Source organism: Neobacillus vireti, from assembly GCF_001026695.1.
GTDB lineage: Bacteria > Bacillota > Bacilli > Bacillales > Cytobacillaceae > Neobacillus > Neobacillus vireti.
The window spans coordinates 82159-107853 of the sequence record NZ_LDNB01000006.1 but is presented as its reverse complement, the minus strand read 5'-3'; the positions used below and the strand labels follow the sequence as shown (position 1 = coordinate 107853).

At 35.2% G+C, this 25695-nt stretch carries 26 protein-coding genes and 1 pseudogene; 6 read left to right on the top strand and 21 right to left on the bottom strand.

The annotated features are described in order from the left end of the window. Positions 1-7 precede the first annotated feature (7 nt). The 3 genes from nagZ to AA980_RS06735 all read right to left on the bottom strand — a co-directional run bounded on the left by nagZ (position 8) and on the right by AA980_RS06735 (position 4005). Entirely contained in the window at positions 8-1786 is a 1779-nt protein-coding gene (gene nagZ, locus AA980_RS06745; RefSeq protein WP_024028387.1) for a beta-N-acetylhexosaminidase, read from the bottom strand. A gap of 75 nt (positions 1787-1861) precedes the next feature. Beyond that, positions 1862-3607: a M56 family metallopeptidase gene (locus AA980_RS25705; protein ID WP_024028386.1), complete on the bottom strand. Its 1746-nt coding sequence runs from the start codon at positions 3605-3607 to the stop codon at positions 1862-1864. A gap of 17 nt (positions 3608-3624) precedes the next feature. Next, positions 3625-4005, bottom strand: coding sequence for a BlaI/MecI/CopY family transcriptional regulator (locus tag AA980_RS06735; RefSeq protein WP_024028385.1), 381 nt, complete (start codon positions 4003-4005; stop codon positions 3625-3627). 339 nt (positions 4006-4344) lie between these two features. Between AA980_RS06735 and AA980_RS06730 the strand changes: the two genes are divergently transcribed. After that, positions 4345-5898, top strand: a complete 1554-nt coding sequence (locus AA980_RS06730) for an ABC-F family ATP-binding cassette domain-containing protein (RefSeq protein WP_024028384.1) — start codon at positions 4345-4347, stop codon at positions 5896-5898. 283 nt (positions 5899-6181) lie between these two features. Here the strand turns inward: AA980_RS06730 and AA980_RS06725 are convergent, their stop codons facing one another. From AA980_RS06725 to AA980_RS06715, 4 genes are all read right to left on the bottom strand, one after another. Continuing rightward, positions 6182-6931 carry a hypothetical protein gene (locus AA980_RS06725; RefSeq protein ID WP_024028383.1) on the bottom strand — a complete coding sequence of 250 codons (750 nt, stop codon included), beginning with the start codon at positions 6929-6931 and terminating at the stop codon, positions 6182-6184. A gap of 169 nt (positions 6932-7100) precedes the next feature. Then, positions 7101-7232, bottom strand: coding sequence for a hypothetical protein (locus AA980_RS28005; RefSeq protein WP_268926640.1), 132 nt, complete (start codon positions 7230-7232; stop codon positions 7101-7103). A 291-nt stretch (positions 7233-7523) separates the two neighbouring features. Continuing rightward, positions 7524-7733, bottom strand: coding sequence for a hypothetical protein (locus AA980_RS06720; protein ID WP_024028382.1), 210 nt, complete (start codon positions 7731-7733; stop codon positions 7524-7526). Between the two features lie 305 nt (positions 7734-8038). Beyond that, on the bottom strand, positions 8039-8467 hold the full coding sequence (locus AA980_RS06715) for a hypothetical protein (RefSeq protein ID WP_024028381.1): 429 nt from the start codon (positions 8465-8467) through the stop codon (positions 8039-8041). 614 nt (positions 8468-9081) lie between these two features. Between AA980_RS06715 and AA980_RS06710 the strand changes: the two genes are divergently transcribed. Then, complete coding sequence (locus tag AA980_RS06710) at positions 9082-9714, top strand: LysE family translocator (RefSeq protein WP_024028380.1); 633 nt, start codon at positions 9082-9084, stop codon at positions 9712-9714. A 320-nt stretch (positions 9715-10034) separates the two neighbouring features. Here the strand turns inward: AA980_RS06710 and AA980_RS06705 are convergent, their stop codons facing one another. The 4 genes from AA980_RS06705 to rpsN all read right to left on the bottom strand — a co-directional run bounded on the left by AA980_RS06705 (position 10035) and on the right by rpsN (position 13196). After that, on the bottom strand, positions 10035-11228 hold the full coding sequence (locus AA980_RS06705) for a GTP-binding protein (RefSeq protein WP_024028379.1): 1194 nt from the start codon (positions 11226-11228) through the stop codon (positions 10035-10037). Positions 11229-11260: 32 nt separating this feature from the next. Continuing rightward, complete coding sequence (locus AA980_RS06700; RefSeq protein WP_024028378.1) at positions 11261-12436, bottom strand: NAD(P)-binding domain-containing protein; 1176 nt, start codon at positions 12434-12436, stop codon at positions 11261-11263. A 66-nt stretch (positions 12437-12502) separates the two neighbouring features. Continuing rightward, complete coding sequence (locus tag AA980_RS06695) at positions 12503-12874, bottom strand: hypothetical protein (RefSeq protein WP_152681105.1); 372 nt, start codon at positions 12872-12874, stop codon at positions 12503-12505. 52 nt (positions 12875-12926) lie between these two features. Beyond that, positions 12927-13196, bottom strand: a complete 270-nt coding sequence (gene rpsN / locus AA980_RS06690; RefSeq protein ID WP_024028376.1) for a 30S ribosomal protein S14 — start codon at positions 13194-13196, stop codon at positions 12927-12929. Between the two features lie 510 nt (positions 13197-13706). On the opposite strand from rpsN, the gene AA980_RS06685 reads away from it, so the two are divergent. Then, positions 13707-14030, top strand: a complete 324-nt coding sequence (locus tag AA980_RS06685) for a hypothetical protein (RefSeq protein ID WP_235815148.1) — start codon at positions 13707-13709, stop codon at positions 14028-14030. A 355-nt stretch (positions 14031-14385) separates the two neighbouring features. Next, entirely contained in the window at positions 14386-15018 is a 633-nt protein-coding gene (locus AA980_RS06680; RefSeq protein WP_024028374.1) for a LysE family translocator, read from the top strand. Between the two features lie 584 nt (positions 15019-15602). Here the strand turns inward: AA980_RS06680 and AA980_RS06675 are convergent. The 8 genes and pseudogenes from AA980_RS06675 to AA980_RS06645 form a co-directional block, all read right to left on the bottom strand. Continuing rightward, entirely contained in the window at positions 15603-16019 is a 417-nt protein-coding gene (locus AA980_RS06675) for a GNAT family N-acetyltransferase (protein WP_024028373.1), read from the bottom strand. A gap of 228 nt (positions 16020-16247) precedes the next feature. Continuing rightward, positions 16248-17090 (bottom strand): site-specific tyrosine recombinase/integron integrase, encoded by an 843-nt coding sequence (gene xerA / locus AA980_RS06670; protein WP_024028372.1) that lies wholly within the window; start codon positions 17088-17090, stop codon positions 16248-16250. A 271-nt stretch (positions 17091-17361) separates the two neighbouring features. After that, positions 17362-18267, bottom strand: coding sequence for an NAD(P)/FAD-dependent oxidoreductase (locus AA980_RS06665; protein ID WP_024028371.1), 906 nt, complete (start codon positions 18265-18267; stop codon positions 17362-17364). A gap of 89 nt (positions 18268-18356) precedes the next feature. Further along, a complete protein-coding gene (locus AA980_RS06660) occupies positions 18357-18758 on the bottom strand; it encodes an Rrf2 family transcriptional regulator (protein ID WP_024028370.1) in 402 nt (133 codons plus the stop codon). Between the two features lie 202 nt (positions 18759-18960). Further along, the gene (locus tag AA980_RS06655) at positions 18961-19626 is read right to left on the bottom strand and encodes a VOC family protein (protein ID WP_024028369.1); all 666 of its coding nucleotides are present in this window, start codon (positions 19624-19626) and stop codon (positions 18961-18963) included. 36 nt (positions 19627-19662) lie between these two features. After that, positions 19663-19785, bottom strand: a pseudogene (locus AA980_RS26185) (VOC family protein); the annotation flags it as partial. Between the two features lie 296 nt (positions 19786-20081). Further along, positions 20082-20408 (bottom strand): antibiotic biosynthesis monooxygenase family protein, encoded by a 327-nt coding sequence (locus AA980_RS06650; protein ID WP_024028367.1) that lies wholly within the window; start codon positions 20406-20408, stop codon positions 20082-20084. Between the two features lie 181 nt (positions 20409-20589). Beyond that, positions 20590-21489, bottom strand: coding sequence for a DMT family transporter (locus AA980_RS06645; RefSeq protein WP_024028366.1), 900 nt, complete (start codon positions 21487-21489; stop codon positions 20590-20592). 146 nt (positions 21490-21635) lie between these two features. Here AA980_RS06645 and AA980_RS06640 point away from each other — a divergent pair, with 146 nt between their 5' ends. Next, complete coding sequence (locus AA980_RS06640) at positions 21636-22328, top strand: ArsR/SmtB family transcription factor (protein ID WP_024028365.1); 693 nt, start codon at positions 21636-21638, stop codon at positions 22326-22328. Between the two features lie 318 nt (positions 22329-22646). Here AA980_RS06640 and AA980_RS06635 read toward each other — a convergent pair whose 3' ends face one another. After that, positions 22647-23036: a VOC family protein gene (locus AA980_RS06635; RefSeq protein WP_024028364.1), complete on the bottom strand. Its 390-nt coding sequence runs from the start codon at positions 23034-23036 to the stop codon at positions 22647-22649. 717 nt (positions 23037-23753) lie between these two features. Next, a complete protein-coding gene (rlmD, locus tag AA980_RS06630) occupies positions 23754-25124 on the bottom strand; it encodes a 23S rRNA (uracil(1939)-C(5))-methyltransferase RlmD (protein ID WP_024028363.1) in 1371 nt (456 codons plus the stop codon). 166 nt (positions 25125-25290) lie between these two features. Between rlmD and AA980_RS06625 the strand changes: the two genes are divergently transcribed. Beyond that, on the top strand, positions 25291-25638 hold the full coding sequence (locus AA980_RS06625; protein WP_024028362.1) for a CC/Se motif family (seleno)protein: 348 nt from the start codon (positions 25291-25293) through the stop codon (positions 25636-25638). Positions 25639-25695 lie beyond the last annotated feature (57 nt).

Here is a 25695-nt window from a genome sequence, read left to right as displayed (position 1 = left end):
TTAATAATTACTGTAAATAATTATTCAGAAGACTTTTGATGGAGTTATTTATTTCATTGATGTTAGGAGTGCCTACTTTCGTATCGTTAATGCTATAGTTCCTTTTTAGTTGAATAATTCTTTCTACACTTTCATCTAATCTTTGTTTTGATATTTCCCCATTTTGAACTGCAGTTTTTATAGAGTCGATAATCTTTACAACATTATTATAGTCATGCCCTACTAAAATAATATCGCTTCCTGCCTTAACTGATTCTACCGCTGCTTTGCCAATATCAAAATGTTCTGTAATGGCACCCATTGTCATATCGTCCGTTATGATTACTCCCGTGAAACCAAGTTGTTTTCTAAGTAGATCCGTCATGACAGCTTTTGACATGGTCCCTGGATTTGTTTTATCTAATTGAGGCAATAAGATATGGGCGACCATCACAACATCTGCTCCTTGTTCAATCGCACGTTCAAAAGGAATTAACTCTAATTCTTTAAGTTCCTTAAGGCTTTTATTTACTATTGGAAGATCCAGATGGGAATCAACCGATGTATCTCCGTGACCGGGAAAATGCTTAATTGTCGTGATGACGTTTTGGGACTGAATCCCTCTCATCGTTTGAATCCCCAGTTTACTTACTATTTCTGCGTTGTTTCCAAATGATCGATCCCCGATTACTGGGTTATTTGGATTGCTGTTAATATCGAGAACAGGGGCAAAATCGAGATTTAAACCAAATTCCTTTAATTCTTGCCCTAAACGTGTTCCGACTTTATAAGAAAAATCGGGATTATTTACCTGTCCAATTTGTTTATTTGGAGGAAAGTTAACAAGTCCACCCGGCAATCTTGTCACACGTCCCCCTTCTTGGTCAACGCCTAGTATAAGCGGTAGACTCGAACTATTTCCAGCTTTCAGTTGATTCACAAGTTGAACCGCTTGCCCAGGGGTTTCAAAATTATATTTGTAAAAAATAACTCCTCCGACATGGAATTGGCTTATTAACTTATTGGCGTTTGCATCCATTGAAGTCCCGGAAACCCCAGCAAGAATCATTTGGCCAATTTTATCATCTAAGCTCATGTTAAAAATCATTTTTGAAATGGTTTGATTTGCTTGTTGACTCGGTTTTTCACCTTGTGCTTGTTGATTTGGTGTCTTTTCAATCTGTGTAAAGAGTGAGATATGGTCAACTTTAGGATTTGGTTCTTGTTCTGTTTTTACTGGTAAAACCCATAACAAATCAGTAGAAGCCGTTGCATGATAGACAAGTATCATTTGGTCAAGCGTTGAATCTTTATAGTATCGAATGGCATCGGGTTCTCCACCAGTTTTCTTAATTTCATTTAAAGAAATGTTTTGGAGTTCGGAATCATAAGATCGTATATCATTTACAGTTTGGTCGGCATAGCCGATTGTAGCATGATGACTTTCGTATTCCTCATATCTGCCTTTAGTAGTTTCCGAAATATGGTCTGATTTCCCCCACTCTTGATTTACTTCCTTCCATTCTGTTTTGCCGGAAACAAAGGAAATGTTCGGAACCTTACCTACCTTAGATAAAGAAAATGTTTTCTCTACTAATTTTTCAAGATTTGAATTCTGATTATTCTTCGAATCCTTTGTATTTTTACCGGAAGGTTGAGTTATTATTGGATTTTCTTTACCTTGCGTCGTCTGTTCGCTCCCTTTTTCTTTGATTGCATAATAATAAACACCAATGATTAGGGCTAAAATTAAAAGTGGAATCGTATAAATAAGTAGTTTATTTCGAGATTTTCTTTGTCTTTTCATACTCCAATTTCCCTTTCTAACTTTTCGTTTTTTAGCTTTCTGACGCTTTTTTCGTTAGTTTTTTTTGATATTTTATCACCATTGTCTTCCAGGGTCGTTTGACATATTATTAACGGTACCCTTAGGATAAAGCACGGAGTAGTGGTCCATTACCGGGTCCGGATTGCTTTTTGAAGGCTCAGGAAATACTAACAAAATGTTGAATTCCGAATTTGCAACATACCCTATAATCTCCTCGCCGTTACTTTTTACATCATATGCCGGAGTTCCAAATACTTCCTTTACCATAGAAAGTGATAATTCATTTAATTTCTTATCAAAGGATCTTGCCTCAAAAATCTGTGAGCCTTTGTTGAATCCAAATACCACATTGTCTTTTGAAAATACAGCATAATTCCCTTTAGCATTAGGTACCCAATCAACTTTATCCGGAGTTCCTAGCTTTTTCTCTACATCATCTATAATAGTAGTTTTAACGGGAAAGTCTGAATTTATGATTTTACCCTGCTTTGCCAATTGCATGACACTTGAAAGCAGCTTTCTCTGAGTATCGCCATTAGAGGATATAGCAGCTGTATTGTTCTTCGATACTGACGCTTTGTTTGTTTTGTCTTGTGTTGTATTGCTTTGTGATTCTTGGCTTATATTTCCTTGTGTTGTATTGCTTTGTGATTCTTGGCTTATATTTCCTTGCGTTGTATTGCTTTGTGTTGCTTCATCTTGAGATGTTTCTTCCACTGACGGAGTTGAACTAGTTGTATCGCTGTTTCCATTTGGACTAACATCTGAACTGCCAGGTTTAATGGTGCTTGAACAGCCTACCATAATAGTAAGAGATAGAGCTAAAACTGCACATATTGCCGAACTTTTTTTAAATTGTGTAATCATAATAATTCTCCGTTTATTGTCTTTACTTGCATATCCTAATGTCCCAGTAGTACTCTTTTTTTCTGAGAATAATCTAAGCATATTGATTATTGTCTGACCGTATTTTTTGACTTCTTCTGTCTTTAAAGTGTTGATGACAGACGCATCACAAGCCACTTCACAGTCTTGTTTTACCTGATTAAGTGAATACCATATTAAGGGATTGAACCAATAGATTGCTTTAACAATCATAAGCAAGGTGTTTACCACTAAATCCTTGTTCTTAATATGATTTAATTCATGGCTTAACACAAACCTAAACTCTTCCGGGGTTAATTTGTCTATAAGCTCCTCCGGAATTAAAATTTTTGGACGAATCATCCCGTAAACTGCAGGTGATTTCGAGGAATTACTATAAATAATTTTTATCTTTGAATTAATTTTTAACTTTGATTTTCCAACTTCTAAAATTCCAATTAAGTCTTCTTTTTCACAGACTGAACACTTTTTCAATTTAACCATCATCATGATATTTACACATAGAATATACAGTAAAATTGAGGAAACACCTATTATCCACAGCATTGCTGCAATATCATAAGTAAAAATAGCACTTATAATACCTGTATCAGCTAATGCGTTATTATCTTCTATCGACGGTTCATTTCCGGTTGTGATAGTACTGTTTGGTATTATGTTAGGAACATATTGTTCTGCTATAAAATGAGGATCAAGTTCCTTCTGTTCTATTGGAATAAAATTCAGAAAGCTTATATGACTTTGAATGTCTATTGGCAGTATTAACCTAAGTACAAGCAAAATCCAAATATAGTAATGAAACTTTGCACTAAGTCTTTGTCTAAAAATAGCCTTAATGACAAGTATCCCTAATGCTAAAATACTGCCCATAAGCGAAAGTAATAAGACTTCTTTAAATATTGCAGATAAAACCATGCACCATTACCTGCCTTTTACTTGTTATTTTTTTTATTAAGCAATCTTTCCAGTTCTTCTATTTCCTTCTCAGAAATCTTCTCTTCCTTTATAAAATTGGCGAGCATAAGGTGGATAGAACCATCGTAAACCTTATGAATAAACGACCTTGTTTCATCCAATATACAGTCTCTTTTATCTACCAAAGGATAATACTCATAAAGAGGCGTCTCCTTATTCACACCTAAGGCACCTTTCTTTACCAGTCTGCTGATTAATGAATGAATTGTTTTCGGACTCCAATTCTTATTAGAACCTACTGCCTCTACAATCTTCGCAGAAGTTAATGGAGCTTCTTCCCATAGCACTTTCATTACGATCCACTCTGCATCAGATATTTTGCAATCTGCTTTCTTCATCTTTTCCCACCGTCCTACAAGTGTAATCCAATTTATAGACTACACTTGTAGGATGGTGTTGTCAACAGTCTTTTTACCCAACTTAGATGATTTGGACGTTCGGTTAATAAAAGAAGGAAAAATGAATTATGAGGCACATTTTAAAAACAAAGGGACATACTCCGGTGTGATTTGCGGTGACAGTCACGACCCGAATAATCTCACTTTATTAAGATGGGCAGACTTTAATTTAGCCCTAAAGTCGAATTACATTTTTCACAAGAAATAACTTCAAGTAGAAAAAGCAGCTAAAATCTAGTAAGATATCCACATGTGACATCAATATAAGGGGTTAAAAAAATGAGCGTATTAAATGTAAAAAATTTAAGTCACGGTTTCGGTGATCGTGCGATTTTTAATGATGTGTCTTTTCGACTGTTAAAAGGTGAACACGTTGGACTAGTTGGGGCAAATGGTGAGGGTAAGTCTACTTTCATGAATATTGTTACTGGGAAGTTGCAACCCGACGAGGGGAAGATTGAGTGGTCACGAAAAGTTCGTGTAGGTTATTTAGATCAGCATGCTGTACTTCAAAAAGGTACTACGATGCGTGACGCTTTGAGTACTGCTTTTCAATATCTTTTTGATGCTGAAGCAGAGATCAATGAACTTTATGCAAAAATGGGTGATGAAGGTGCTGATATCGATGCATTACTTGCAGAAGTTGGAGAGCTACAAGAAACTTTAGATAGTAATGATTTCTATCAAATTAATTCAAAAGTTGAGGAAGTTGCTCGTGGTCTAGGATTAGACGATGTTGGACTCGATCGAGATGTAGATGATCTTAGCGGTGGGCAACGTACGAAAGTTTTGCTAGCTAAGCTTTTGTTAGAAAAACCTGAAATCCTCTTACTAGACGAGCCGACGAACTATTTGGATGAACAGCATATTGAATGGTTGAAGCGCTATTTACAGGAATATGAGAATGCATTTATCTTGATTTCACATGATATTCCATTCTTGAACAATGTTGTTAACTTGATCTATCACATGGAAAACCAAGAGTTGAACCGCTATGTTGGTGACTATGATAACTTCTTAAACATATATGAAATGAGGAAGCAACAGCTAGAGTCAGCTTACAAGCGTCAACAACAAGAAATTGCTGATTTGAAAGATTTCGTTGCTCGTAACAAGGCAAGTGTTGCGACTCGGAATATGGCGATGTCTCGTCAGAAGAAGCTCGACAAAATGGAAGTTATTGAATTGGGGAGAGAGAAGCCGAAACCAGAGTTTAACTTCAAAGAGGCCCGTGCTGCTAGTCGCTATATTTTCACGGCTGAGGATCTTGTTATTGGTTACAATGAACCACTTTCTCGCCCTCTGAATCTGAAAATGGAACGCGGACAAAAAATTGCATTCGTTGGGGCAAACGGTATTGGTAAATCTACTCTTTTAAAAAGTATTCTTGGGTTGATTGATCCGATATCGGGTAAAGTGGAACGTGGTGAATATCAATACATCGGTTACTTCGAGCAGGAAGTTAAACAGGCCAACTACAACACATGTATTGAAGAGATTTGGAGCGAGTTCCCAAGTATGAATCAGGCTGAAGTCCGTGCTGCTCTTGCAAAATGTGGATTAACAACGAAACATATTGAAAGTAAAGTCGAAGTCCTTTCTGGTGGCGAGAAAGCCAAAGTTCGATTGTGTAAAATATTAAACACAGAGACGAATTTATTAATTCTAGACGAACCTACCAATCACTTGGATGTGGACGCAAAAGAAGAATTGAAGCGTGCTTTAAAGGCATATCGCGGAAGTATTTTGATGGTATCCCACGAACCTGATTTCTATCGTGAAATTGCGACCGATATTTGGAATTGTGAGGATTGGACTACGAAAGTGTTTTAAATAAGGATTAAGGGGTACCCAATGAATAAATATTCACTTGAGTACCCCTTTTTATTAGCCATCCATAATTTTTAATCTAAATATACTTTTAGATTTCTTAAAAAAGCTCATCCAAACTAAAGTTAGAAAGAGCTTCCGACTATTTCAATATTAATTTTGCAACAGCTTCCACATGGCTTGAGTGGTGATCGCAGACATATTGATGTAGTAGTGTTTACCTTTTTATTTTTCTATAAAACCATAAGAACTTTTTATTTATTGTATTTATATTTCGATAAGCATATTAGCAAGTAGAGTTATATATTAGAATATTAAATGGATTCGAACCTCTTTTAAGATTAAATAAATATAGTGCAATATGATAACCGTATATCATTCTAGGATTCTCGCTGCCTGTTTTACTTAATACTTGTACAAAATCACTTAGCTTTATATAGTTTGGTGGGATGTTTAATTTTTCATATACATTACTACAAAACCCTTTTAATTCTTTAGATATTTCGTTCCTACGTTTAGTTGAATTTAACTCTTTTAAATCTTCATTCTTTTCGGCCATTCTAATGATTTCTTTGTCTCTTTCTAGTTTTACTTTTTGCTTTTCCTGTAGACTTCCTTGGATAATTTCATATTTCCCCTCATTCTTATATGTACTAATTATCGATATATTTTCTTTTATTCTATCTACCTTATTCCTATAAGATTTATATTGTAAAGAAAGTTCTTTCTTTTGTTTAGTTTTTTCATGTAATTCATTATCCAAATTTTCTATGTCTTTCCTTAGCACTTTAACCATTTCATTTCCGGCTTGGATATCTTTTACTATTTCGATTCTTTCTTCAATTCGATTATTGTGAAAGCTACCACAAAAATGGCATTTTATATTTTCATCTTGTTGCAATGCAAATTCATGGTCTTCTTCTAAACTTTTAATATTCCGTTTAATAAGTTCCAATTCTAGTGTTTTTTCATATCTTTCATTCTTTAATATAGATAATACTTCTTCTGCATTTAAACTTTCTTTTTCTATTTTCAAGCAGATTTTATTGTGATACTAGCGGGTGCCACCAATACTTTACGAAATCAGACTCAGGGGCGGGGAGAACGACATGTTACAGGGTATAACTCGAGTCTTCCGTTAAAAGCATAAACCGATGGCTAGTTTCTTCATGTTGCGGGCAGTCGGCAAAATTCCTCTTGTTTCTTCAATCGCATGCCGCTATCCGATCCACAATTTTGCTTGATTCTTCAATGATTTCAGCCTCTGACAGCGATTTACTTTTTATTTGCTTAATCCCCATCTGAATCAATGGTTCAAAGCTTAAATAATTGGCCATTTTGACCTCCTTTCTACGTACATTATTCCACGGCCAAAACAAATTATTCCTTTTTCTCATTTTGGCCGTGAATTTTTTCTGATATTATAGTTCCTTGGATAGGAACCGGTAGTGTATGTAGGAATTGGCAGCCAAGTGGAATCTAATGATTATTCACAGAAATTTCAGTTGACTAGTTTGTTTTTCAACAACATGAAGGTACCATCCAATTATCTGGATGGTACCTATTCACCTATTCTTATTTTATGCAAAAAAGAAATTGGCCTGAACTTTCTTTGGTGTATACCTCGTTTACTCAACCTCAACCACATCATCATCACTAATTTCAATTTCATCCTCCAAGGAAACCTCTTTAGCCCCATTAACAGCAAAACTCCACAGGGTTGTTGTAAATTTGTAGCTCTGAGCAAGAAGGGCTGGGTTATGAATAGGCAACACTTTGTAGAAACCATTCCCATGCTTTTCTATTATATAAAGCCAGCAATCATTTTCATCGTTCATAAACGTCTCTATTAATAATGAAACTACACGTATCTAAACTATGCGTAGTTGGTTAATTACTTGCTGCACAGTATAAAGTTTAATACGAAAAAAGACCACCCTAAAAAGAGTGATCGCCTCACATGATTATTTAATTACAAGTATCCTTGTACTGTGAAATAAAAATATCTATTGTTTTTTCTAACTACTTCTTCAATAATAGCGCCCGATTGTGGAAAAGTGGGAATGAGATAGAGCTGCAAAAATGGTCACCTAATTTTTTTCTAATGCACCCGATCGTAATAGTTTCGCCAAATATATAGTTTTCATTTAAGAAAATTCTCCCAAACTAAATGCTTTATATCTTCTACTTTATTAACTTCTTTTCTGAACCACTCCATATTTCCAGCAAATCTATCGGAACAAGGGAATTCAATCCTTGCTACACGTTTTCCTTGAATACATCTAATTACTCCTCTGTAAAAGGGCTGGCTCTTTGGTTTTTCTTGGTACGTAGAAACATAGGGGGCAATCTCATATAGATAGTCTATTGCAAGTGAATCAAAATGCTTTTTAGATACAATTTCCTTTATTTGTTTGTAAGTAAACTCATCTAAATCCCATCGAATTATGCAATCTCCATCTGGAAACCGAACGTCCAATTTAATGTATCTTCCAACTTTATCCTTAGATACTTCGACGATTCGAAAGTTATTTAGATCTATTGACATAGCGATTCCAATCAACCTCCACATATTTTCTCTCTACCTAATTCATAATATTTTTTCGTTGTTCCTTCTTAGATTATCCTGCTTCGTTAGTTCAAGAACTCCACAAAAATAAGCGTTCATCCTATTTGAATCAACGCATCAGTTCGATTAATAAGATTTCCCTTTAATCTTCTAATATCTTACTAATCTTTGAAAAACAATTATAACGGCTCCAAGAAGAAGAATGAGCATTGGTCTTTCACTTCGACTAAAAAAGCTAAAAATTAAAAATGAACCTATTAGCCAAGTAAAAAAAGAAATTATAGCTACAATAATCCTTGTCCGTTTCAAGAATATCTCATCCCCCATTAGCATCCTGGAATTTACATATATTTAAGTAACTAATAAGCTATCATAACCAATACCTATTTAATTCTACAATGATAAACCATATCCTTCTTAAACTACCTTGACCGTTTAAATGAAAAACTCACAATCTTTACTCCACAGTTAATTAACGATTTGGAATTACTACTTGTTCGTTTAACAAGGAAAACAATGAAAAAAAGATTTATGTTCATTAAATAACACGCTTTATATAAAAAATTTTGTAAGAATCACATATTCAAACCTTATCAAAGCAGAAAGGAGATACTAAAATGGAAAACTTTTATATGTTTGTCCTTATGTGTATATTTTTTATCATTTTACCTGGTCCCAATACTGCAATAGTTACAAAAAATACTGTTACCGCTGGGAAAATCGGGGGTTTTAAAACAGTTTCAGGTATTTGTTGTGCCCTTCTTATCCATACTTCTGCTGCTGTATTAGGTCTTTCAGCCATCATTGTGAAATCAGCGTTATTATTTTCTGTCTTTAAATATGTGGGGGCTGTCTACTTAATTTATCTGGGTGTTAAGACATTATGGTTTTTAAAGAAAAAGGAAGTAGCAGCAAGCGTTGAGATGAATACGAAAAGCAAGATGGTAAGCACATCTTGTTTTAAACAAGGGTTCCTTACAAATCTCCTGAATCCCAAAGTTGCTATTTTATTCTTAACCTTTTTCCCTCAATTCGTTGACCCTGGAAGCAATACTTTTTTACCGTTTGTTATAATGGGTACAACTTATACTGTAATGACTGCCCTATGGTCTTTTCTTTATGTCTATTTAATTAATCATATTAGTGCTTTTATGAAAAAACCTAAAACACAAAATATGATTGAAGGAATCACGGGGACAATACTGATTGGTTTTGGAATAAGACTATTTCTTGAAAAGGCTCATAATTAGATTATTATTATGTATTTTGGTAAAACCCTTGATTTTCCTAAATCGAAGGGTCTTTTTTTCCGAAATATTTTATGCTTTTTTTTAACTAAACTGACCCATTACTTCAATAAGAAAAGGGATCGCCGCTGCCATCCCGTCTTTTACTCTAGCACCCTTTACTTTAAGTACGATTCTACACAATCTTTTTTACACCTCAATAAACTCAATCCCTTAAATGTGTTGTCCATGCAAAAAGACGCCTTCTAATTAAAGAAAAGGGCGCCCTTTAATGGAATAACTAAAATATTGCCCGACAAAACCTGGGTGGTGACAGCACTTTGTTATGAAGACAACTGCCAGTGGAAAGGATCTATCAATTTACTCCATTCATCATTAAATTCATCCGTAGTTAGCAAGCATGCATCCAATTCCTTCGTAATGAGGTCAACATCTAAATCAATGCCGATAAATACTAGTTTAGTATGGCGGTCACCAAATTCAACATCCCATTCATCTAAAAGCATGGGATTCTGTCTTAATATTTCTTTTTGCCTTTTTTCCGGAAGTGACGCTACCCAATAGGAAATGGGTTCGATCGTTACGGATGGACCAGCCTGAGATAAAAGCAAAGCTAGACTATTTCTCGTTGCACACCAAGCAATTCCTTTTGCCCGAACAATTTGTTTAGGCATCGCATCACACCAATTATTAAAACGCTCTGAATGAAATGGCAGTTTTCTAGAATAGACAAATGAGGAGATTCCATATTCCTCTGTTTCTGGGGTGTGATTAGCCGGTCCAATGTTCAACTCTTTAATCCAACCAGCTGATTCATTTGCTTTATCAAAATCAAATAAGTTTGTATTTAATATTTCTTTCGGATTTACTACGCCGTTAACAGCTCGTATGATCTTTGCGACAGGCTGAAGTGTCCGAATGACATTTTCCAGTTTCTCTAAATTAGCCTCTGCTATTAAATCACATTTGTTTAAAATTAATACATTACAAAATTCAATTTGGTCGATTAATAAATCTGCAATATTGCGGGTGTCATTTTCACCGACTGCTTCCTTACGATCAAGTAATGAATCTCCTGATTCAAAATCATGCCAAAAACGGTTTGCATCCACAACCGTTACCATTGTGTCCAATTTGCAAAATCTTGTTAAGTCAATCCCCAGTTCTTCATCTATATAAGAGAATGTTTGAGCAACAGGCACAGGCTCACTAATGCCGGAGGACTCGATTAAGATGTAATCTATATCTCCCTGCTTTGCTAATCTTTCTACTTCTATTAGTAGATCCTCTCTTAAAGTGCAGCAAATGCAGCCGTTCGACATTTCAACCAGTCTCTCCTCTGTTCGGGAAAAACCACCTTGTTTTTGAACTAATTCACTATCTATATTGACTTCACTCATGTCATTGACAATAACAGCAACCTTAAGACCTTCTCGATTATTTAATATGTAATTTAGCAAGGTTGTTTTACCAGCTCCTAAATAACCACTCAAAACAGTTACTGGAATGTTTTTCATTTAAATCATCCTTCCTTATTAAGCAGGTTCCATTATATATGCTTTACAATCAGATCAGCAGCTTGCCTAGCTCCAGATATATTGCGTGCTATCGGTCCTACTTCAAGCTCCGCTAAAGCACCTGTTACATATAAGTTTGGACCCCATTGTAAGGTTTTGGATACAATGGGGTATCCGCATTCTGCGCATGGTAATTCTAAAGTTTCAATCATTGATTTAATCCATTGGCTGCCGGGAAGACTTGGCAAATATCCAGTTGCCAATAACAAAGTACCTGTTTGGGCTATGGGCTTATTATCCTTATCAAAAAGATGAATACTACCTTCTATCACATCACCTCGGACAACCTCACCATCTTCAATAGCTAAGACTCCATTTTTCACTCGATTTAACAGCTTTATGTATAAATCATGTGGAACAGAGCCCTTATTTCTGGCCTTGATAATTTCCTTTCTTCTTTTCTCATAGCTCTCCAAACTCCGAAATGCTTTTTGATATTTCGGGCCTAACCAACCTGGATCACTATCAAAATTGGAAATTCTAAATGGGTGTCGCTTCAATAAAGTAACTTGATTTGAATACAGATCGCTCAATTTTAGTGCCAAATGAATAGACGTAATTCCCCCACCTATGATTGTAATAGGACGTTTCATCTCAACAAATTCAGGCAGCGATTCATCAAAAATATGATAAACACATCTAGGATATCTGCTCGAAAGTTCGACTGCCCATTCTGGCCAATTTAGTTGCTCCCCAATCCCGATCGCTAAAGCAAGTTTATGACAATCCATTTCACAGCCGTTTTTTAAATGTATTTTCCACCCTGTATCTGTTTTTACTACCCCTTTCACATCTCCTTGAATCCAAGCCTCTTTTATTGATACCTCATTGACAAGATGCTCACAATGATCATTAAAAATATCTAGGGATGGACGCTTATATTGACCAAAAAAGGCTGTGCTTTGAGAATTGATGCCCTCATTGACAAATGATCGGAGACTAAATGGGTCAACATCCAAATGATGAACAAATGGAGAACGTAAATATGGCATAGAAATCACTTTCGTATTCCGCTTCCAATTTGCTAAAGGTTCATCATAACGGTCAATGATTGCAAGATCCTCAACCCTTGTTTTTCCAGCTTTCAGCAAAAAAGCAGCCAGTGCGACTCCTTGAATCCCTCCGCCAATAATTGCCCACTTATACATTCAAAACACCACCTACAATAATCGTTCTTCAATCACTGGATATTTTCCTAGCTATTAGAGAGAGAGTTACGAAACAAATATGAAACACCATTGGTTATTTTTATTTCCTTGCTTGCTTCTTATCGTATCCGTGTAATCAATCCACTTTATGCGATCACACCGGTCCTTTATAACCCTATCTATTTTAGCTTGTGCATCATCCATAATATCCTTAATGGATGAAATATTGATTGAAAAATGGTCTGCTGCCGCTTTATACGGGGATCTTTCATTCATGAGGTGAATAAATTGAGTCTCATTAAAAGATATCTCCTCCAATTGATTTTCCTTACTTTCGATAAACTGATAAACTTCCCGAATTTGATTAGGCAGCTTCGCAACCGCACTACGATGTAAAAACTCCATTAAAATCGGATTAATTGAATTAATGCTACTCACGTCCATAGCTCCCTTCATAGAATTGAACCTTGGCACCTAATATTAATCATTTCTACCAACTTGACTTCTTGACTCCTGGAATTTGCCCTTTATGAGCATACTCTCTAAAGGCAATTCGCGACATTTTGAACTTTCTTAAGTAACCTCTTGGTCTTCCTGTTACATTACATCTATTCTTTAATCGCGTAGGTGATGAGTCTATTGGCAGTTTCCTAAGCGCTTCATAGTCCCCTTTTTCTTTTAGCTCCATCCGAACAGCAGCATATTTCTCAACCATAGCCTGCCTTTTTTTCTCTTTTGCAACTTTTGATTTTTTTGCCATTATTAATTCTCCTTCATTTATATTGTTATTAAAACGTAATTATTACGATTTACAGATTAAACTTTCTTCTTAAATCAATCTTACTGCAGAAACATAACAACAGGTTTTCTCACTCCATTATAAAACGTAATTATTACGATTTGCAAGTTTCTTCTTAACCATAAAAAAGGTGCCCGCCCCCCATTGCGTTAATCCTTTAACAAAGCGCGATTTAGGCATTGAAGTCCAAATATACCATTAAATTACCCTCACCATAAAGAAAGAGCACAATTCTTGGAATTGTACCCTATTGTTTAAGATCGTTATAAGTCAATAATCACTTAAAGTTCCGAAGAAGGGAACTTCGATAAAGCCATCTGTTTGTTATGTCCAATTCAACTTCGAAAATAAATAATTTTCACCATTATTACAGCCAAATAAAACGTTTAATGAAGGTGTATTAGGGTTAGCATACTAATGTTAGGACAAGTACCTTTAAATAGGAGGAGAATAATGGGAAAAGAGCACGAAATGCATGTACAACACCCACATAGGCATAGTGTTGCTTGTGGTCATACGAAAATTAAGCATGATGATCACATTGATTTTGTTCATAATGGCCATCTCCATCATGAACATAATGGACATTGGGATGAATGTAAAATTCCTGTATCAGAGACAAATCCAGATATATGCGCTCCTATGAATTGTGGATGTCATCATAATGGCGACTGTGGTCATGAATTGGTTCCTCATGGTGACCATATGGACTACCTAGTAAACGGCCGTCTTCACCATGCTCATGGAGACCATTGTGATGATCATGGACCTATAGAGTTAGTGACTGTTATGTAATACAGTAAATAAAATACCCAAAACACACCAGTGATTACACATACTGGTGTGTTTTAGGTTGTTTTAAATTAAAATTTAATCAAAACAAGTTCATTTCATAAAAAAAGTTTGATCATTTTCTATTTGTGTTGCTCAACAATCTGGCCCTATTCCTGAAAAAGGCACAATTCTTCTTCAAGAATTGCGCCCTTAACATAAAGAAAGAGCGTAATTCTTGCTGCAAAATTGCGCCCGATAGTTTAAGTGCATTTTTTCACAATTTTGGGATAGCTACATAAAAAAACTTTTATTTTCATAGATGATGCTGTATTATCAATAAGGGCACCCTAAAAAAAGAAAGAGGTGCTTAATTAATTTGTACGGAATAATTCATTATGAAGTATTTTTACTAACAGGAATTTTGTTGAATTTAATTCCAGGTGCAGATACGATGTATATCGTTGGGAGAAGTATGTCACAAGGCAGAAAAGCTGGTGTATATTCTGTTTTGGGTATTATTACTGGTTCTTTGACTCACACGTTGTTCGTTGCGTTTGGTTTATCAATGATACTTGTTAAATCTGTTTTCTTATTTAATACCATTAAGATTATAGGTGTTATGTATTTAGTGTATTTAGGGATTCGCATGTTACTTGATAAGTCCAATTTAGCGTTTCAGGCAGCTGCATCCGACAAACTAAATATACAGAAACTATATGTGCAAGGACTTTTGACGAGTCTTACAAATCCAAAAGTATCTTTGTTTTTTATTGCGTTTCTTCCACAATTCATAGAAACAAAGGCTTCAGGACCCATTCCATTTCTCATCTTGGGACTGACCTTTACAACCACTGGGTTGTTATGGTGTTTATTTGTGGCTTATTTTTCTTCTTATGTTACAAAAAAACTTAGAGGAAACCAAAAAATAGGAATGATTTTAAACAAAATTACAGGAATAATTTTTATCGGCATGGGGATTAAACTACTGCAAACAAAAGCCCCTAACTAAACTTAATCTAAGAATGCCCCCCTACGAATATTCAAGTTTAAGTCGATTCATATATAGAAAGAAGCCCTTCAGAGGTACCTCAGAAGGGCTTCTTTTCTTTACCATAATAGGGATTCGCTAACCATCTTATTCGACAAACCTGCCCGTTACCCACCCATTCAGCAGAGCTGCACCACAAAGAATGAAAATGGGCTAAGAACTATCAATACTGATACTGACCTTAATCCAGTCACGCCTACCTCTTTTTTTGGACGATTGAGCAGGGTCTTCTTAAGTATTGCCTATTTTAATGTCTAAAGGGATACTTATTTTCATGATAGCTCAATAAAAAACAGGATCGCAGCAGCAACCCCGCTGTTCAACTAAAGGAATCTATATATAAACCTAAATATCCATTTTGTAATTAGAAGTCTTATTCCATTAAATGGCCCTTTTCATGAAGAAAGACGCTTTCCTTATTTCAGAAAAGCGCCCTTTTCTGGAATAATCAACAAATCTTCTATTAGCGATATTGAGGAATAAGAAAAGCGCAATAATTTGTATGTCTATTTCACATAATCTCCCTTATCGAAAGTGAAAATTTGCTATTTGACGGTTTTCCTCATGAAGTTAATATCACCAATTTCTTTAGTGAATCCCCATTTTTCATAAAAAGATATTTTGTCAGATTTACAATACAATTCAAAGTGTTGCACAGATTGAAGTTTAGGGTGTGTCGTTACTTGATCTAACAATATCCGTCCCAAACCTTTTCCTTGATACTCTTCATGGATAATAACATCGAATATTAAAGCTTTATAGACAAAATCTGAAAGAACACGTAAAAAACCAATAAGTCTATTAGTTTTATTTTCACATATTCCGATGAGGATGTCTGTGTTTTCAAGCATTAACAACACGTCTTCAAACTTTCGGTTATCCGTCCACCATTCTTGTTGGTATAATTCGTAGAGTTCTTTGATTTGTTGTTCATCTAGTGTTGAAATGATATTGTAATTCATGTATGCTTCATTCCCTTCAAAATATATATATATATATTTATTTATATAATTCACTTTTCAGGTGTACAAGTCCTTTTTTGCGATGTTTTACTAAATCAACTATTACGCTCTCTCAATTGTGCTTGATGCTGATAAAAAAGTGGGGTTAATGCAACCTCTTCCTCCATTAAATGGCCCGAACAAAAAAGCATGCCTTTTCATATGCATGCCTCGATTTCGGTTAAAGATTTAAAAATATTTACTATAAAAGTCGTGCCTCAACTTTCCACTTAGCTGGGCATATATTTTTGTGGTCTCACTCTTCTCATGACCAAGCAAGCTCTGGATTACTTCAAGTGGCGCACCGTTATTAATCATATGTGTAGCATAGCTGTGTCGTAATTGATGAGGATGGATACTCTTTTTTATCCCAGCACGATTGGATATGCGTTTGATAATATATCTCAGATTATCAATACTCATACGCCTGTTTGGCCTTCTTTCCGTAACAAAAAAACAGGGTTCCTCATCAACTCGCTCATCTAGATACCTTTTAATCCAAATGGAGCAACGAGTATTAAAGTACACTTCCCTTTCTTTATCACCTTTCCCTTGTACAATGACTGAATTCGTAGAGAAATTAATATCATCACGATTTAATTTTACAACTTCCCCAATACGGCATCCGGTCGAATACATAAACTCAAACAGCGCATTCTCCATCGTTGTGTGACAAGCCTCTCTTAGATGTTCTATCTCTAGTTCTGAAAGGAACTTTGGAATTCTTTTACCTAATTTCGGCTCTTTCAATTTAGCAGCAGGATTTTTAGGGATATAGCCTTCTTCATGTGTCCATTTGAATAGTGATTTAATGCAACGAACCCTATGCCCTAAACTAGATGGCTTTAAGTGATCTCCTACCTTAATTAGATATTCTTTTAGTTTCTCAGTAGTAATTTCACTCATGTCAATATCACCAAAAAATCGTAACAAGAGATTATATTGAAAACAATATGTTTTTAATGTAAGTGGTGAATATCCCTCAATTTTTTTATCTTGTTGATACTTTTTCCACGCTTCTGATAATAACATGACCCTTTCACTCTCCTACTATTTAAATCCATTAATCTAGATTCAATTATGTTCAAAGAGAGGAACTTTCATACGCAAGTTATTCAACAATCGCATACAATAACTAATTACCAAACTATGAGAAACCTTGAAACACAAAGAAAAGGACGCTTTTCTTTACTCAGGAAATGCGCCCGATTGTTGAAGATCAAAGGCTGTAGAAGCTAGCTCGTACTTTTTTTAACTCTCAAACTCGTTGTCCGAATAAGAACAGGCAATATTATTACAATAATCAAAAACGTTCCATAGTTAAATCAGTATTTACGGAAACTGCAGCTTTATTACCATCGGCAGCAGAGATAATTAATGAGGAAGGTCCGGATTTTTCAGTTTCTCCAGCAATATATATATTTTTTTGTGTTGTTCTACCAACACCATCTGTTACAACTGTTCCATTTTCTTGTACTTCACACCCAAGCTTTTCAGCAAATTGATTGGGGCGATAAAAAGATGGAACAACAAACCCACCTGATCTTATGATCGTTTCTCCTGATATAAATTCAATTTTTTGTAGATAACCGTCATCACCTATTAAGTTTTTTATCGGCTCCGATTTTATTTTGATATTACGTTTGTGTAACTCTTGAACTCCTTCTTTAGATAGTTCAACTCCATTTGTTATGACAACTATATCCTTCGACCAGTTATAAATTAATTTTGTCATATGCAGTACATGCTCTTCTTTTTCTGCCATAACAATTAATGGCTTATCCCTTAGCTCCCAACCATCACAATAAGGGCAGCTAAAAAGGCTTTTTCCGTAAAAATTTCTTACATCTTCGATAGAAAAAACCTCTTGAATACCCGTGGCTAATATAATCCTTTCTGTAACAAATTCCCGACCATCCGTGGTTTTGGCGATAAATAGTTCATTAGCAAAATCTTTGATTATTTCAGTAACCGTTGTATTAAAGTAGGATACAGATGGATATTTTTTCATCTCATTTAATCCGATTTCTTTAAACTCTTGTGGTTTAATACCATCTCGAGTAATAAATCCATGTGACTCATGTGTAACTCTATTCCTATTTGTTCCATTGTCAAATACAGCAATTTTCCTTCTAGCTCTTCCTAAAGTTAAACTTGAGCTTAATCCAGCTGGTCCTGCTCCAACAATAATACAATCATAAATATTCATATCTCTTCACCCTTTACTTTTTAATTATTATCGGCTAATTAACGACTTTATAACTCTTTAATATCTATAATTGGAGTAAAAAGCGTGACTTATGGAGCCACTGCCATTTGTTTTGCTAAATCAACTATTTTTTGGTGTTTTAATTCATTCAACATCTTTTCTTCTGCAGAGATCATGACCTGTTGTATCAAACACTCAGGATTATGACCTAAACAATAGTCAAATAATGATGTTGGACCTTCAATTGCCTGAATAATATCTAAAAAAGATATACTCTCCCAATTAGGTCTTAACTTATACCCACCATTAGCACCAGAAATTGATTCTACCATTCCAGCCTTAACAAGCTTAGTCAATATTTTGGACAAATACGTAGTAGAAACCTCTTGACGTTCAGCAAGTTGATGCACACCTACATGTCTCTCAGGAGTAGCAACTGCTAGAAATAACATCGTATGAAGTGCATAATTCGTCGCTTTTGAATATTTCATCTTTATAGTTCACCCCAATAAGAGATATTACGAATCCACTATATCTACTTAATTATTTTAAGTCAAGCTAATTGCATTTTCTAATTACCATATATAAAGCTCTATTCGGGACCTATAATCGTTCCTAAACAATCTGTCCCTTAAATGAAAAATGAGCGCTTATACATCTTCAAGGATAGCGCCCGATTGTTGAAGAAGACAGTTATTTTTTTATTAATACTTCACCTTTTTTGTTATGGAACGAAACCTTCCCAATCCCCTCAATGGATACTTCAAAAGGGTAGAACTTTGCGTCTTTATTAGAGAAAAACCAACGGCGCCCATTCTTTACTGTTATAAAAAGACCATTTTCATCTCCAACTGGGGTTAACCCTTCACTATCATCTCTCCAATTAGGAATACCAATTTCATTTAACTTCCTTACAAATGGAATCACTTCATCAACTACTAATCCAACCTCACTAATATTGACCAAATCATCGGATGAGAAATTATGCTCGACTCCATTTCTTAAATTGTGACGAGCAATAAATTCTATTATATTTTCAGATGGATCTTCAAAATAGATAGCATGGGCGTTCCAACTTTTGAAAAACACTTCATCTGAATCTTCCTCTGTATTCAAAGCGACTTTTGATTTAATCCAGGACTTGGCATCTTCCATTTTGTTTTCTGGTATATTTATAGCAAAATGATAAAATGGATTTGAATCTGACTGCGTTTCCCGGAAAGTAACAGCAGTAGAACCTAATTGCACCGTAAAGATATTAGAATCATCTCTTAGAATTTGAAGTTCAAGGATATTTTTATAGAAATCCCTCATTTCATTTATTTTGTTTGTTAGTAAGATTAATTCAGTAATATTCAAAAGTTTCTCCTCCTTTACGAATGATAAATATTAAGAAATCCAAAAGAATGCGGTGTCTTCATCACGCCAAGCGAACTTCAAACCTAGTTTTCGGTAAAATTCAATTGAAATTTCTAAACTTTTTACTGGTAAATGGGCTTCATATAATCCTTTAATCATTTTTTTATCCTCTTTTCTTTATTTTCTTACCATTAATATATCAGTAACAGATCATTATTCCGTCCTAAATAGGTATGAAGTTTTATACAACTTTAGTCGTGGAGTATGGCCGAGAATATTCTAGAATCATGCCCTTTATCTTAACAACTATTTTAAATTTGGGGATTTTCCCAATCCCTTTTTCAAGAAAATGGCCCTATTACTGAAAAAGGCACAATTCCTCTTCAAGAATTGCGCCCTTTAATGGAATAACTAAAATCTTACCTCACGCATAATATCACTTAATTCTTATAAAATTACCTTTCAAAAGAATACTCTCTTTCCATCTTACAAATTCGTACTTTATAGTTCTTATACCATTCTTTTTTCCCTTTTATTTGAGCCGCCTTATGAGCTGTATTCACTTTCCATCTCTTTATATCTTCTAGAGACTCCCAGTATGAAATAGTAATTCCTAACTCATTATCTCTTACACTTTCAATTCCTAAGAATCCTTGTTGTCTTGAAGCTAGATCTTCCATTACTTGAGCCATCTTCCCATATCCATTTTCACCTTCTGATCTTTGTGAAGAAAATATTACTACAAAGTAAGATTCTTTAAATTCTTTTGTATTAACAGACATTCAATGTATCCTCCATTTATTCTTAATTAAGATTGATTGGCTAGTTTAACTTATTGGATAAAACTAAGAAGCTCCAATAAAAATACTTATTTATAAAGCAACAATGCCTTAATTATTTCATGAAAGTAATCCTTCCAGGTTTTATTTTTCACCTTTAGTTGCTCCTCAATATAATTTTTTATTACTTTGTTTTATTTAGAAGGTAACCAGTATTGTTTACCTCTTCTTTTTTAAAATTGTTATTTACAAGATAGATGCCGATTAAAATAAATGTTCCCCCAGCTATAAGCGAATAGGAAATAGGTTCATTTAGCAATACACTCCCAGTCAAAACACCAAAAAAGGGAGCTAGAAATAAATAAGAACTTGTTTTACCTGGATCTCCCTTTTGTAAAAGGAAATACCAAACCGCAAATTGAACAATAGAAGACATTATGCTTAACCATAGGAGAATAAATATAGAATGCTTATTAATATGAAAGAAAGGTTCTTCCAGTAATATACTTAAAAATATAAGAATGCCTCCGCCAAATAGCATTTGATAGGCAGATAGTACCCATGTATCGAAATTCCGACCCCACCTATTAACTAATAAAGTGGAAATAGCCCACAAAACAGAGGAAGAAGCTCCAAACACTAAACCTATTCTAAAATCATTAATGCCGCCTAATGTAATCCCTACACCTACGAAGCCTAAGACAACTCCACTCCATTGATACCATTTATAACGGTTACCCATTAAAACAGTGCCAAAAATAATGACTAATAACGGATTCATAAAAGTTAAAATAGAAGATTCACTGGCTGTAATAGTTCTTAGACTTATAAATATACATCCCATTACCCCCGCTGTTTGTAGAGATCCTATAATTATCACTCTTCCCCAATTTTTCATACCACTAGGGTGTGGTCTTTTTTGTATCATCACGATAACAGTCATGATAAATCCAGCCAGGAAAAAACGTAACCCAGCCAATAACAAAGGAGAAGAGTAGCCTAATCCTATTTTTCCTATGGCAAAAGATGAACCCATTAAAACAGTAGTCAAGATAATTAATGTAAAAAAGTTGTAGTTTTTCATGTATACCGTCCCCTCCCAGACAAATTTTTTATTTTCCTCTAAAATTAAAAATCTCCACCTACCTTGTGAATAGGTCTCTTTAGTATTATTATAAAACCTATATAATACGATATTTATCGAAGTATGGATTACAGAGGTGTTCAAAAATGAGTATACATCCGAATATTACGGCACTAACTGCTCTGCTTGCAGAAAAGTCAAGAGCAACCATACTGGCAGCTTTAATGGATGGGAAATTCCATACAGCAAGTGAACTAGCATATATGGCCACCATTAAACCCCAGACAGCCAGTTTTCACCTTGCAAAGCTAGAAGAAAATAACCTTGTAATCAGTGAGAAAAATGGACGATTTCGATATTTTCGAATAGCAAATGATGAGGTAGCAAATACCCTTGAGATATTTATGTCCATATCTCCTCCACCTGAAGTTCGATCTTTAAAACAATCTAGTCAATTAAAAAGATTAGAAAACGCAAGAACTTGTTACGACCATTTAGCTGGACGTGTAAGTGTTAATTTAACAAATATAATGCAAGAGGAAGGATATTTAGAGAGATGCAATAAAAAGTTTATAGTATCAGCAAAGGGAGAACTCTTTTTTAGAGACTTGGGAGTAGATTTAGTTGGTTTATCTAAAAAGCGCCGTTCCTTTTCTCATTCATGTCTTGACTGGAGTGAACGTACACATCATTTGGGAGGTGCTTTAGGAAATGGTTTATTTGAAAGGTATATTGAATTGGGTTGGATAGAAACTAAAGCAAATTCTCGAGAAATCGTTATTACTACCCGGGGAAAATCCGGCTTTAAAGACTTTTTTGGACTAGAAATTCAGATGTAAAGTTCCCTGTTTCATACTAATGTTTTACAGACTATGATAAAAGACACTTTCTATACTGAAAGTGTTTTTGTTGTCCTTTCTTTATAACATTCTAGCCATCCTTATTACGCTACCCTGCTCCGATAGTTTAAGAACAATCTTTCACAAACACCAAACTATCATAATAAATATTATTCTTGAGATTTCTTCCTCCATAAAATGTCCCTTAACATAAGGAAAGAGCACAATTCTTACTACAGAATTGATTGCGCCCGATTGTGGAGGATCGTTATTAAAGTAAAGCACTTTCGTTAACTTAAGTACAATCGTTCACAATCTTTAAGATGCTTCTTTACAAATCATTAAAAAATTTCCATCTAGATCTTTGAACACAAAATAAAAATTGTCCTGAATCTCTGTAACAAGTTCAACATTATTTTCTTTCATAAATTGATATGCAGCTTGAATATCATCCGTTAAAAACTGAATTGATGGAACTTGGTAAGTGGAAATATCACCATCTTCTTTTCTCCACTTCGGCATGGCATCTAAAAGTAATCCAGTTGTACCTTCCATGGGTGCCACGAATATATGCCCAAAATATTCTTCTCCTCCTTCCAAACCAAGTATTTTTCTGTACCATTCTTTTGCTTTCTCTAGGTTACGAACCGGAACAAACACACCACCGATTCGGTTTTTAATTGGTGTTCTGTAGTAAGGTGTAGTCACAAAAACATCCTCCTTTAACAAATCATTTAATACACTTTAGAATTCTATATTTTCTAATATTTACCTCTCTTATTTCTAAAAGATAATTCGACAATTAACCCCAATTCTTGTTCAACTAGTCTGCCCCGTTAGCCATCCATGAAGCGCAAAAACCTCACTTCACCACAAAGAATGAAAATGTATTGATCTGTCCATAATGATTAGTAATTCAGTCATTCTAATCCAGTCCATAGATTACTGAATTGTGGTTTTCTCAATTTTTTTTAACGATTGAGATGAGTCTTCTTTAGTATTGTCTTTTTTCGAGTTAGAGAAGTTTAATTTTCATGGTAGTTTGATTACAATCTTTCACAAGCACCATAATGTCATTACATAAGTATTCAATTTTTCTTGATATTCTTCCTCCATTAAATGGCCCGATTGTTGAACACTCCCCGATAAATAAAACCTTTTTAATAAACTACTTTATTACATAAACTCAATTTTTTGTTGCGCAGTATGTGTCTACTACGTATTAAGAAATGACAAGCACAGATATTCACCATTATTGAATGTAATACTTTTTTATCTTTTGCTTTCATTAAAGAGTGATTTTGGAATACCTTAGTTTGGTTTCTAATTTAGCTGCACAGTGCCTCCCAGAGAAATCCTGTTTCATAAAATGTTTCCCCAAAAAAGAAAAAGCACAATCTCCTTAAAGATTGAGCTTTTAAAACATTACACTAATTTAATTTTAACAACAGCCTCACAATGCGTCGTCTGCGGAAACATATCCACCGGTTGCACTTCAACAGTCTTGTATCCCCCGTCTTCCAAAATCCTTAAATCCCGTGCTAATGTTGCCGGGTTACAGGATACATAAACCACTTTTTTAGGCTTCATTTCAATGATGGTTTGCAGCAATGCTTCATCACAGCCCTTTCTCGGTGGGTCGACGACCAACACATCGGCAGCATTGCCTTCTTTGTACCATTTTGGAATCACAACTTCTGCTTCCCCGGCAGCAAATTCTGCATTCTCGATTCCGTTCAAAGCTGCATTCCGTTTCGCATCTTCAATGGCCTCTGGAACCACTTCAACACCGAAAACCTTTTGTGCTTTTTGGGCTAAAAATAAAGAAATTGTCCCAATTCCACAATAGGCATCAATCACCTTTTCTTCGCCGCTAAGGTCGGCATATTCTAGCGCCTTCTCATATAGCACCTTGGTTTGGACAGGATTGACTTGATAAAAGGACAGAGCCGAAATGGCAAATTTCACATCGCCAATGTAATCGTAAATGACCTCATTTCCCCATAAGACCTTCGTTTTTTCACCAAGGATAACATTCGTCCGCTTCGAATTGACGTTATGAACAATCGATTTCACCATAGGGAGGCGCGCCACTATTTCCTCCACCAACTTATCTTTTTGAGGAAGATCTGCTGTTCGAGTGATGATGACCACCATTAGCTCGCCCGTTTGCTGCCCATACCTGGCCATAATATGTCGGAGCACCCCTTTATGGGACTCCTCATGATAGGCTGAAATGCCAAGCTCGCTGGCTATTTCTTTGACTATTTGGACGGCATCATTTATTTCCGGCAGCTGAATCAAGCTCTCATTCGTATCAACAATTTCATGACTTCTAGGCTTGAAAAAACCAGCAATCAGTTTGCCGTCCTTTTCCCCTACAGGCACCTGAGCCTTGTTCCGATAATGCCATGGATTCTTCATCCCTAAAATCGGATGAACGACAACATCCTCAAGCTTGCCAATGCGCGTGAGCACCTGACGAACTTGATTTTCCTTGTATTGCAATTGCCCCTCATAGCTAATATGCTCTAACTGACAACCGCCATATTTGTGCCGCTCGCTGCTAGCAATATCCACACGGTACGGGCTTTTTTCATAAAGCTCAATCAACCGCCCAAAACCATAGCCTTTTCCCGTCTTAATTACTTTGATTTTTGCCTTTTCACCTGGCAGCCCGTTTGGGACAAATAATGGATATCCCTCGACCTTCGCCACGCCGGCCCCGTCATGGGTTAAATCTTCAAAAACTACATCTATATAATCATTTTTAGTTACTGGTATTGGTCTATTCATCGATTTCTTCCTTTGCTCCGAATTAACTAGAAAAATTGTACCACATTCTAGTAGAGATTACGAAACATGCCTTTTTTATGTTTTAAGCTTTTTGACCCCATTCAAATGAGGAGTATAGTAAAATCAAGTTAAGATGGAATATTGGAAAATAGAGGAGTGGTGATGGTTGAATATCGAAATAGATGCTGGATCAAAAGAATGGATAGAATCTAAAGGGAATCAGTTAACGGTAAAAACGTTGGAAGTAAAAGCCTGCTGTGCTCCTGGGGTGCAGGAACTGGTGGCTGTGCCTGGAAAACCAAAGACTTTAAACAATTATCATGAGATTTTAATCGATAATCTCTCCATCTATGTACAAAAAAATATTAGAAGTAAGGAAAAACTCATATTAAAATTATCCGGGTTTAGCATTTTAAAATCCATTTCCGCAAAACTCAATAAAAACGAAAGGCTGTTTGTAAAGAATGTTTTATTACCCCTCATTATGCTTCCGAAAACCCTTAAAGCAGTGTAAAATTACACCTAATTAATAAGTGGAACAGATATATTAGCGGATTTTGGATGTATATTA

What these genes read in the sequence shown, in the direction of transcription:
- nagZ (WP_024028387.1), bottom strand. Translation starts at nt 1,786, where the DNA reads ATGAAAAGACAAAGAAAATCTCGAAATAAACTACTTATTTATACGATT.
- AA980_RS25705 (WP_024028386.1), bottom strand. Translation starts at nt 3,607, where the DNA reads ATGGTTTTATCTGCAATATTTAAAGAAGTCTTATTACTTTCGCTTATG.
- AA980_RS06735 (WP_024028385.1), bottom strand. Translation starts at nt 4,005, where the DNA reads ATGAAGAAAGCAGATTGCAAAATATCTGATGCAGAGTGGATCGTAATG.
- AA980_RS06730 (WP_024028384.1), top strand. Translation starts at nt 4,345, where the DNA reads ATGAGCGTATTAAATGTAAAAAATTTAAGTCACGGTTTCGGTGATCGT.
- AA980_RS28005 (WP_268926640.1), bottom strand. Translation starts at nt 7,232, where the DNA reads ATGGCCAATTATTTAAGCTTTGAACCATTGATTCAGATGGGGATTAAG.
- AA980_RS06720 (WP_024028382.1), bottom strand. Translation starts at nt 7,733, where the DNA reads ATGAACGATGAAAATGATTGCTGGCTTTATATAATAGAAAAGCATGGG.
- AA980_RS06715 (WP_024028381.1), bottom strand. Translation starts at nt 8,467, where the DNA reads ATGTGGAGGTTGATTGGAATCGCTATGTCAATAGATCTAAATAACTTT.
- AA980_RS06710 (WP_024028380.1), top strand. Translation starts at nt 9,082, where the DNA reads ATGGAAAACTTTTATATGTTTGTCCTTATGTGTATATTTTTTATCATT.
- AA980_RS06705 (WP_024028379.1), bottom strand. Translation starts at nt 11,228, where the DNA reads ATGAAAAACATTCCAGTAACTGTTTTGAGTGGTTATTTAGGAGCTGGT.
- AA980_RS06700 (WP_024028378.1), bottom strand. Translation starts at nt 12,436, where the DNA reads ATGTATAAGTGGGCAATTATTGGCGGAGGGATTCAAGGAGTCGCACTG.
- rpsN (WP_024028376.1), bottom strand. Translation starts at nt 13,196, where the DNA reads ATGGCAAAAAAATCAAAAGTTGCAAAAGAGAAAAAAAGGCAGGCTATG.
- AA980_RS06685 (WP_235815148.1), top strand. Translation starts at nt 13,707, where the DNA reads ATGCATGTACAACACCCACATAGGCATAGTGTTGCTTGTGGTCATACG.
- AA980_RS06675 (WP_024028373.1), bottom strand. Translation starts at nt 16,019, where the DNA reads ATGAATTACAATATCATTTCAACACTAGATGAACAACAAATCAAAGAA.
- xerA (WP_024028372.1), bottom strand. Translation starts at nt 17,090, where the DNA reads ATGTTATTATCAGAAGCGTGGAAAAAGTATCAACAAGATAAAAAAATT.
- AA980_RS06665 (WP_024028371.1), bottom strand. Translation starts at nt 18,267, where the DNA reads ATGAATATTTATGATTGTATTATTGTTGGAGCAGGACCAGCTGGATTA.
- AA980_RS06660 (WP_024028370.1), bottom strand. Translation starts at nt 18,758, where the DNA reads ATGAAATATTCAAAAGCGACGAATTATGCACTTCATACGATGTTATTT.
- AA980_RS06650 (WP_024028367.1), bottom strand. Translation starts at nt 20,408, where the DNA reads ATGTCTGTTAATACAAAAGAATTTAAAGAATCTTACTTTGTAGTAATA.
- AA980_RS06645 (WP_024028366.1), bottom strand. Translation starts at nt 21,489, where the DNA reads ATGAAAAACTACAACTTTTTTACATTAATTATCTTGACTACTGTTTTA.
- AA980_RS06640 (WP_024028365.1), top strand. Translation starts at nt 21,636, where the DNA reads ATGAGTATACATCCGAATATTACGGCACTAACTGCTCTGCTTGCAGAA.
- rlmD (WP_024028363.1), bottom strand. Translation starts at nt 25,124, where the DNA reads ATGAATAGACCAATACCAGTAACTAAAAATGATTATATAGATGTAGTT.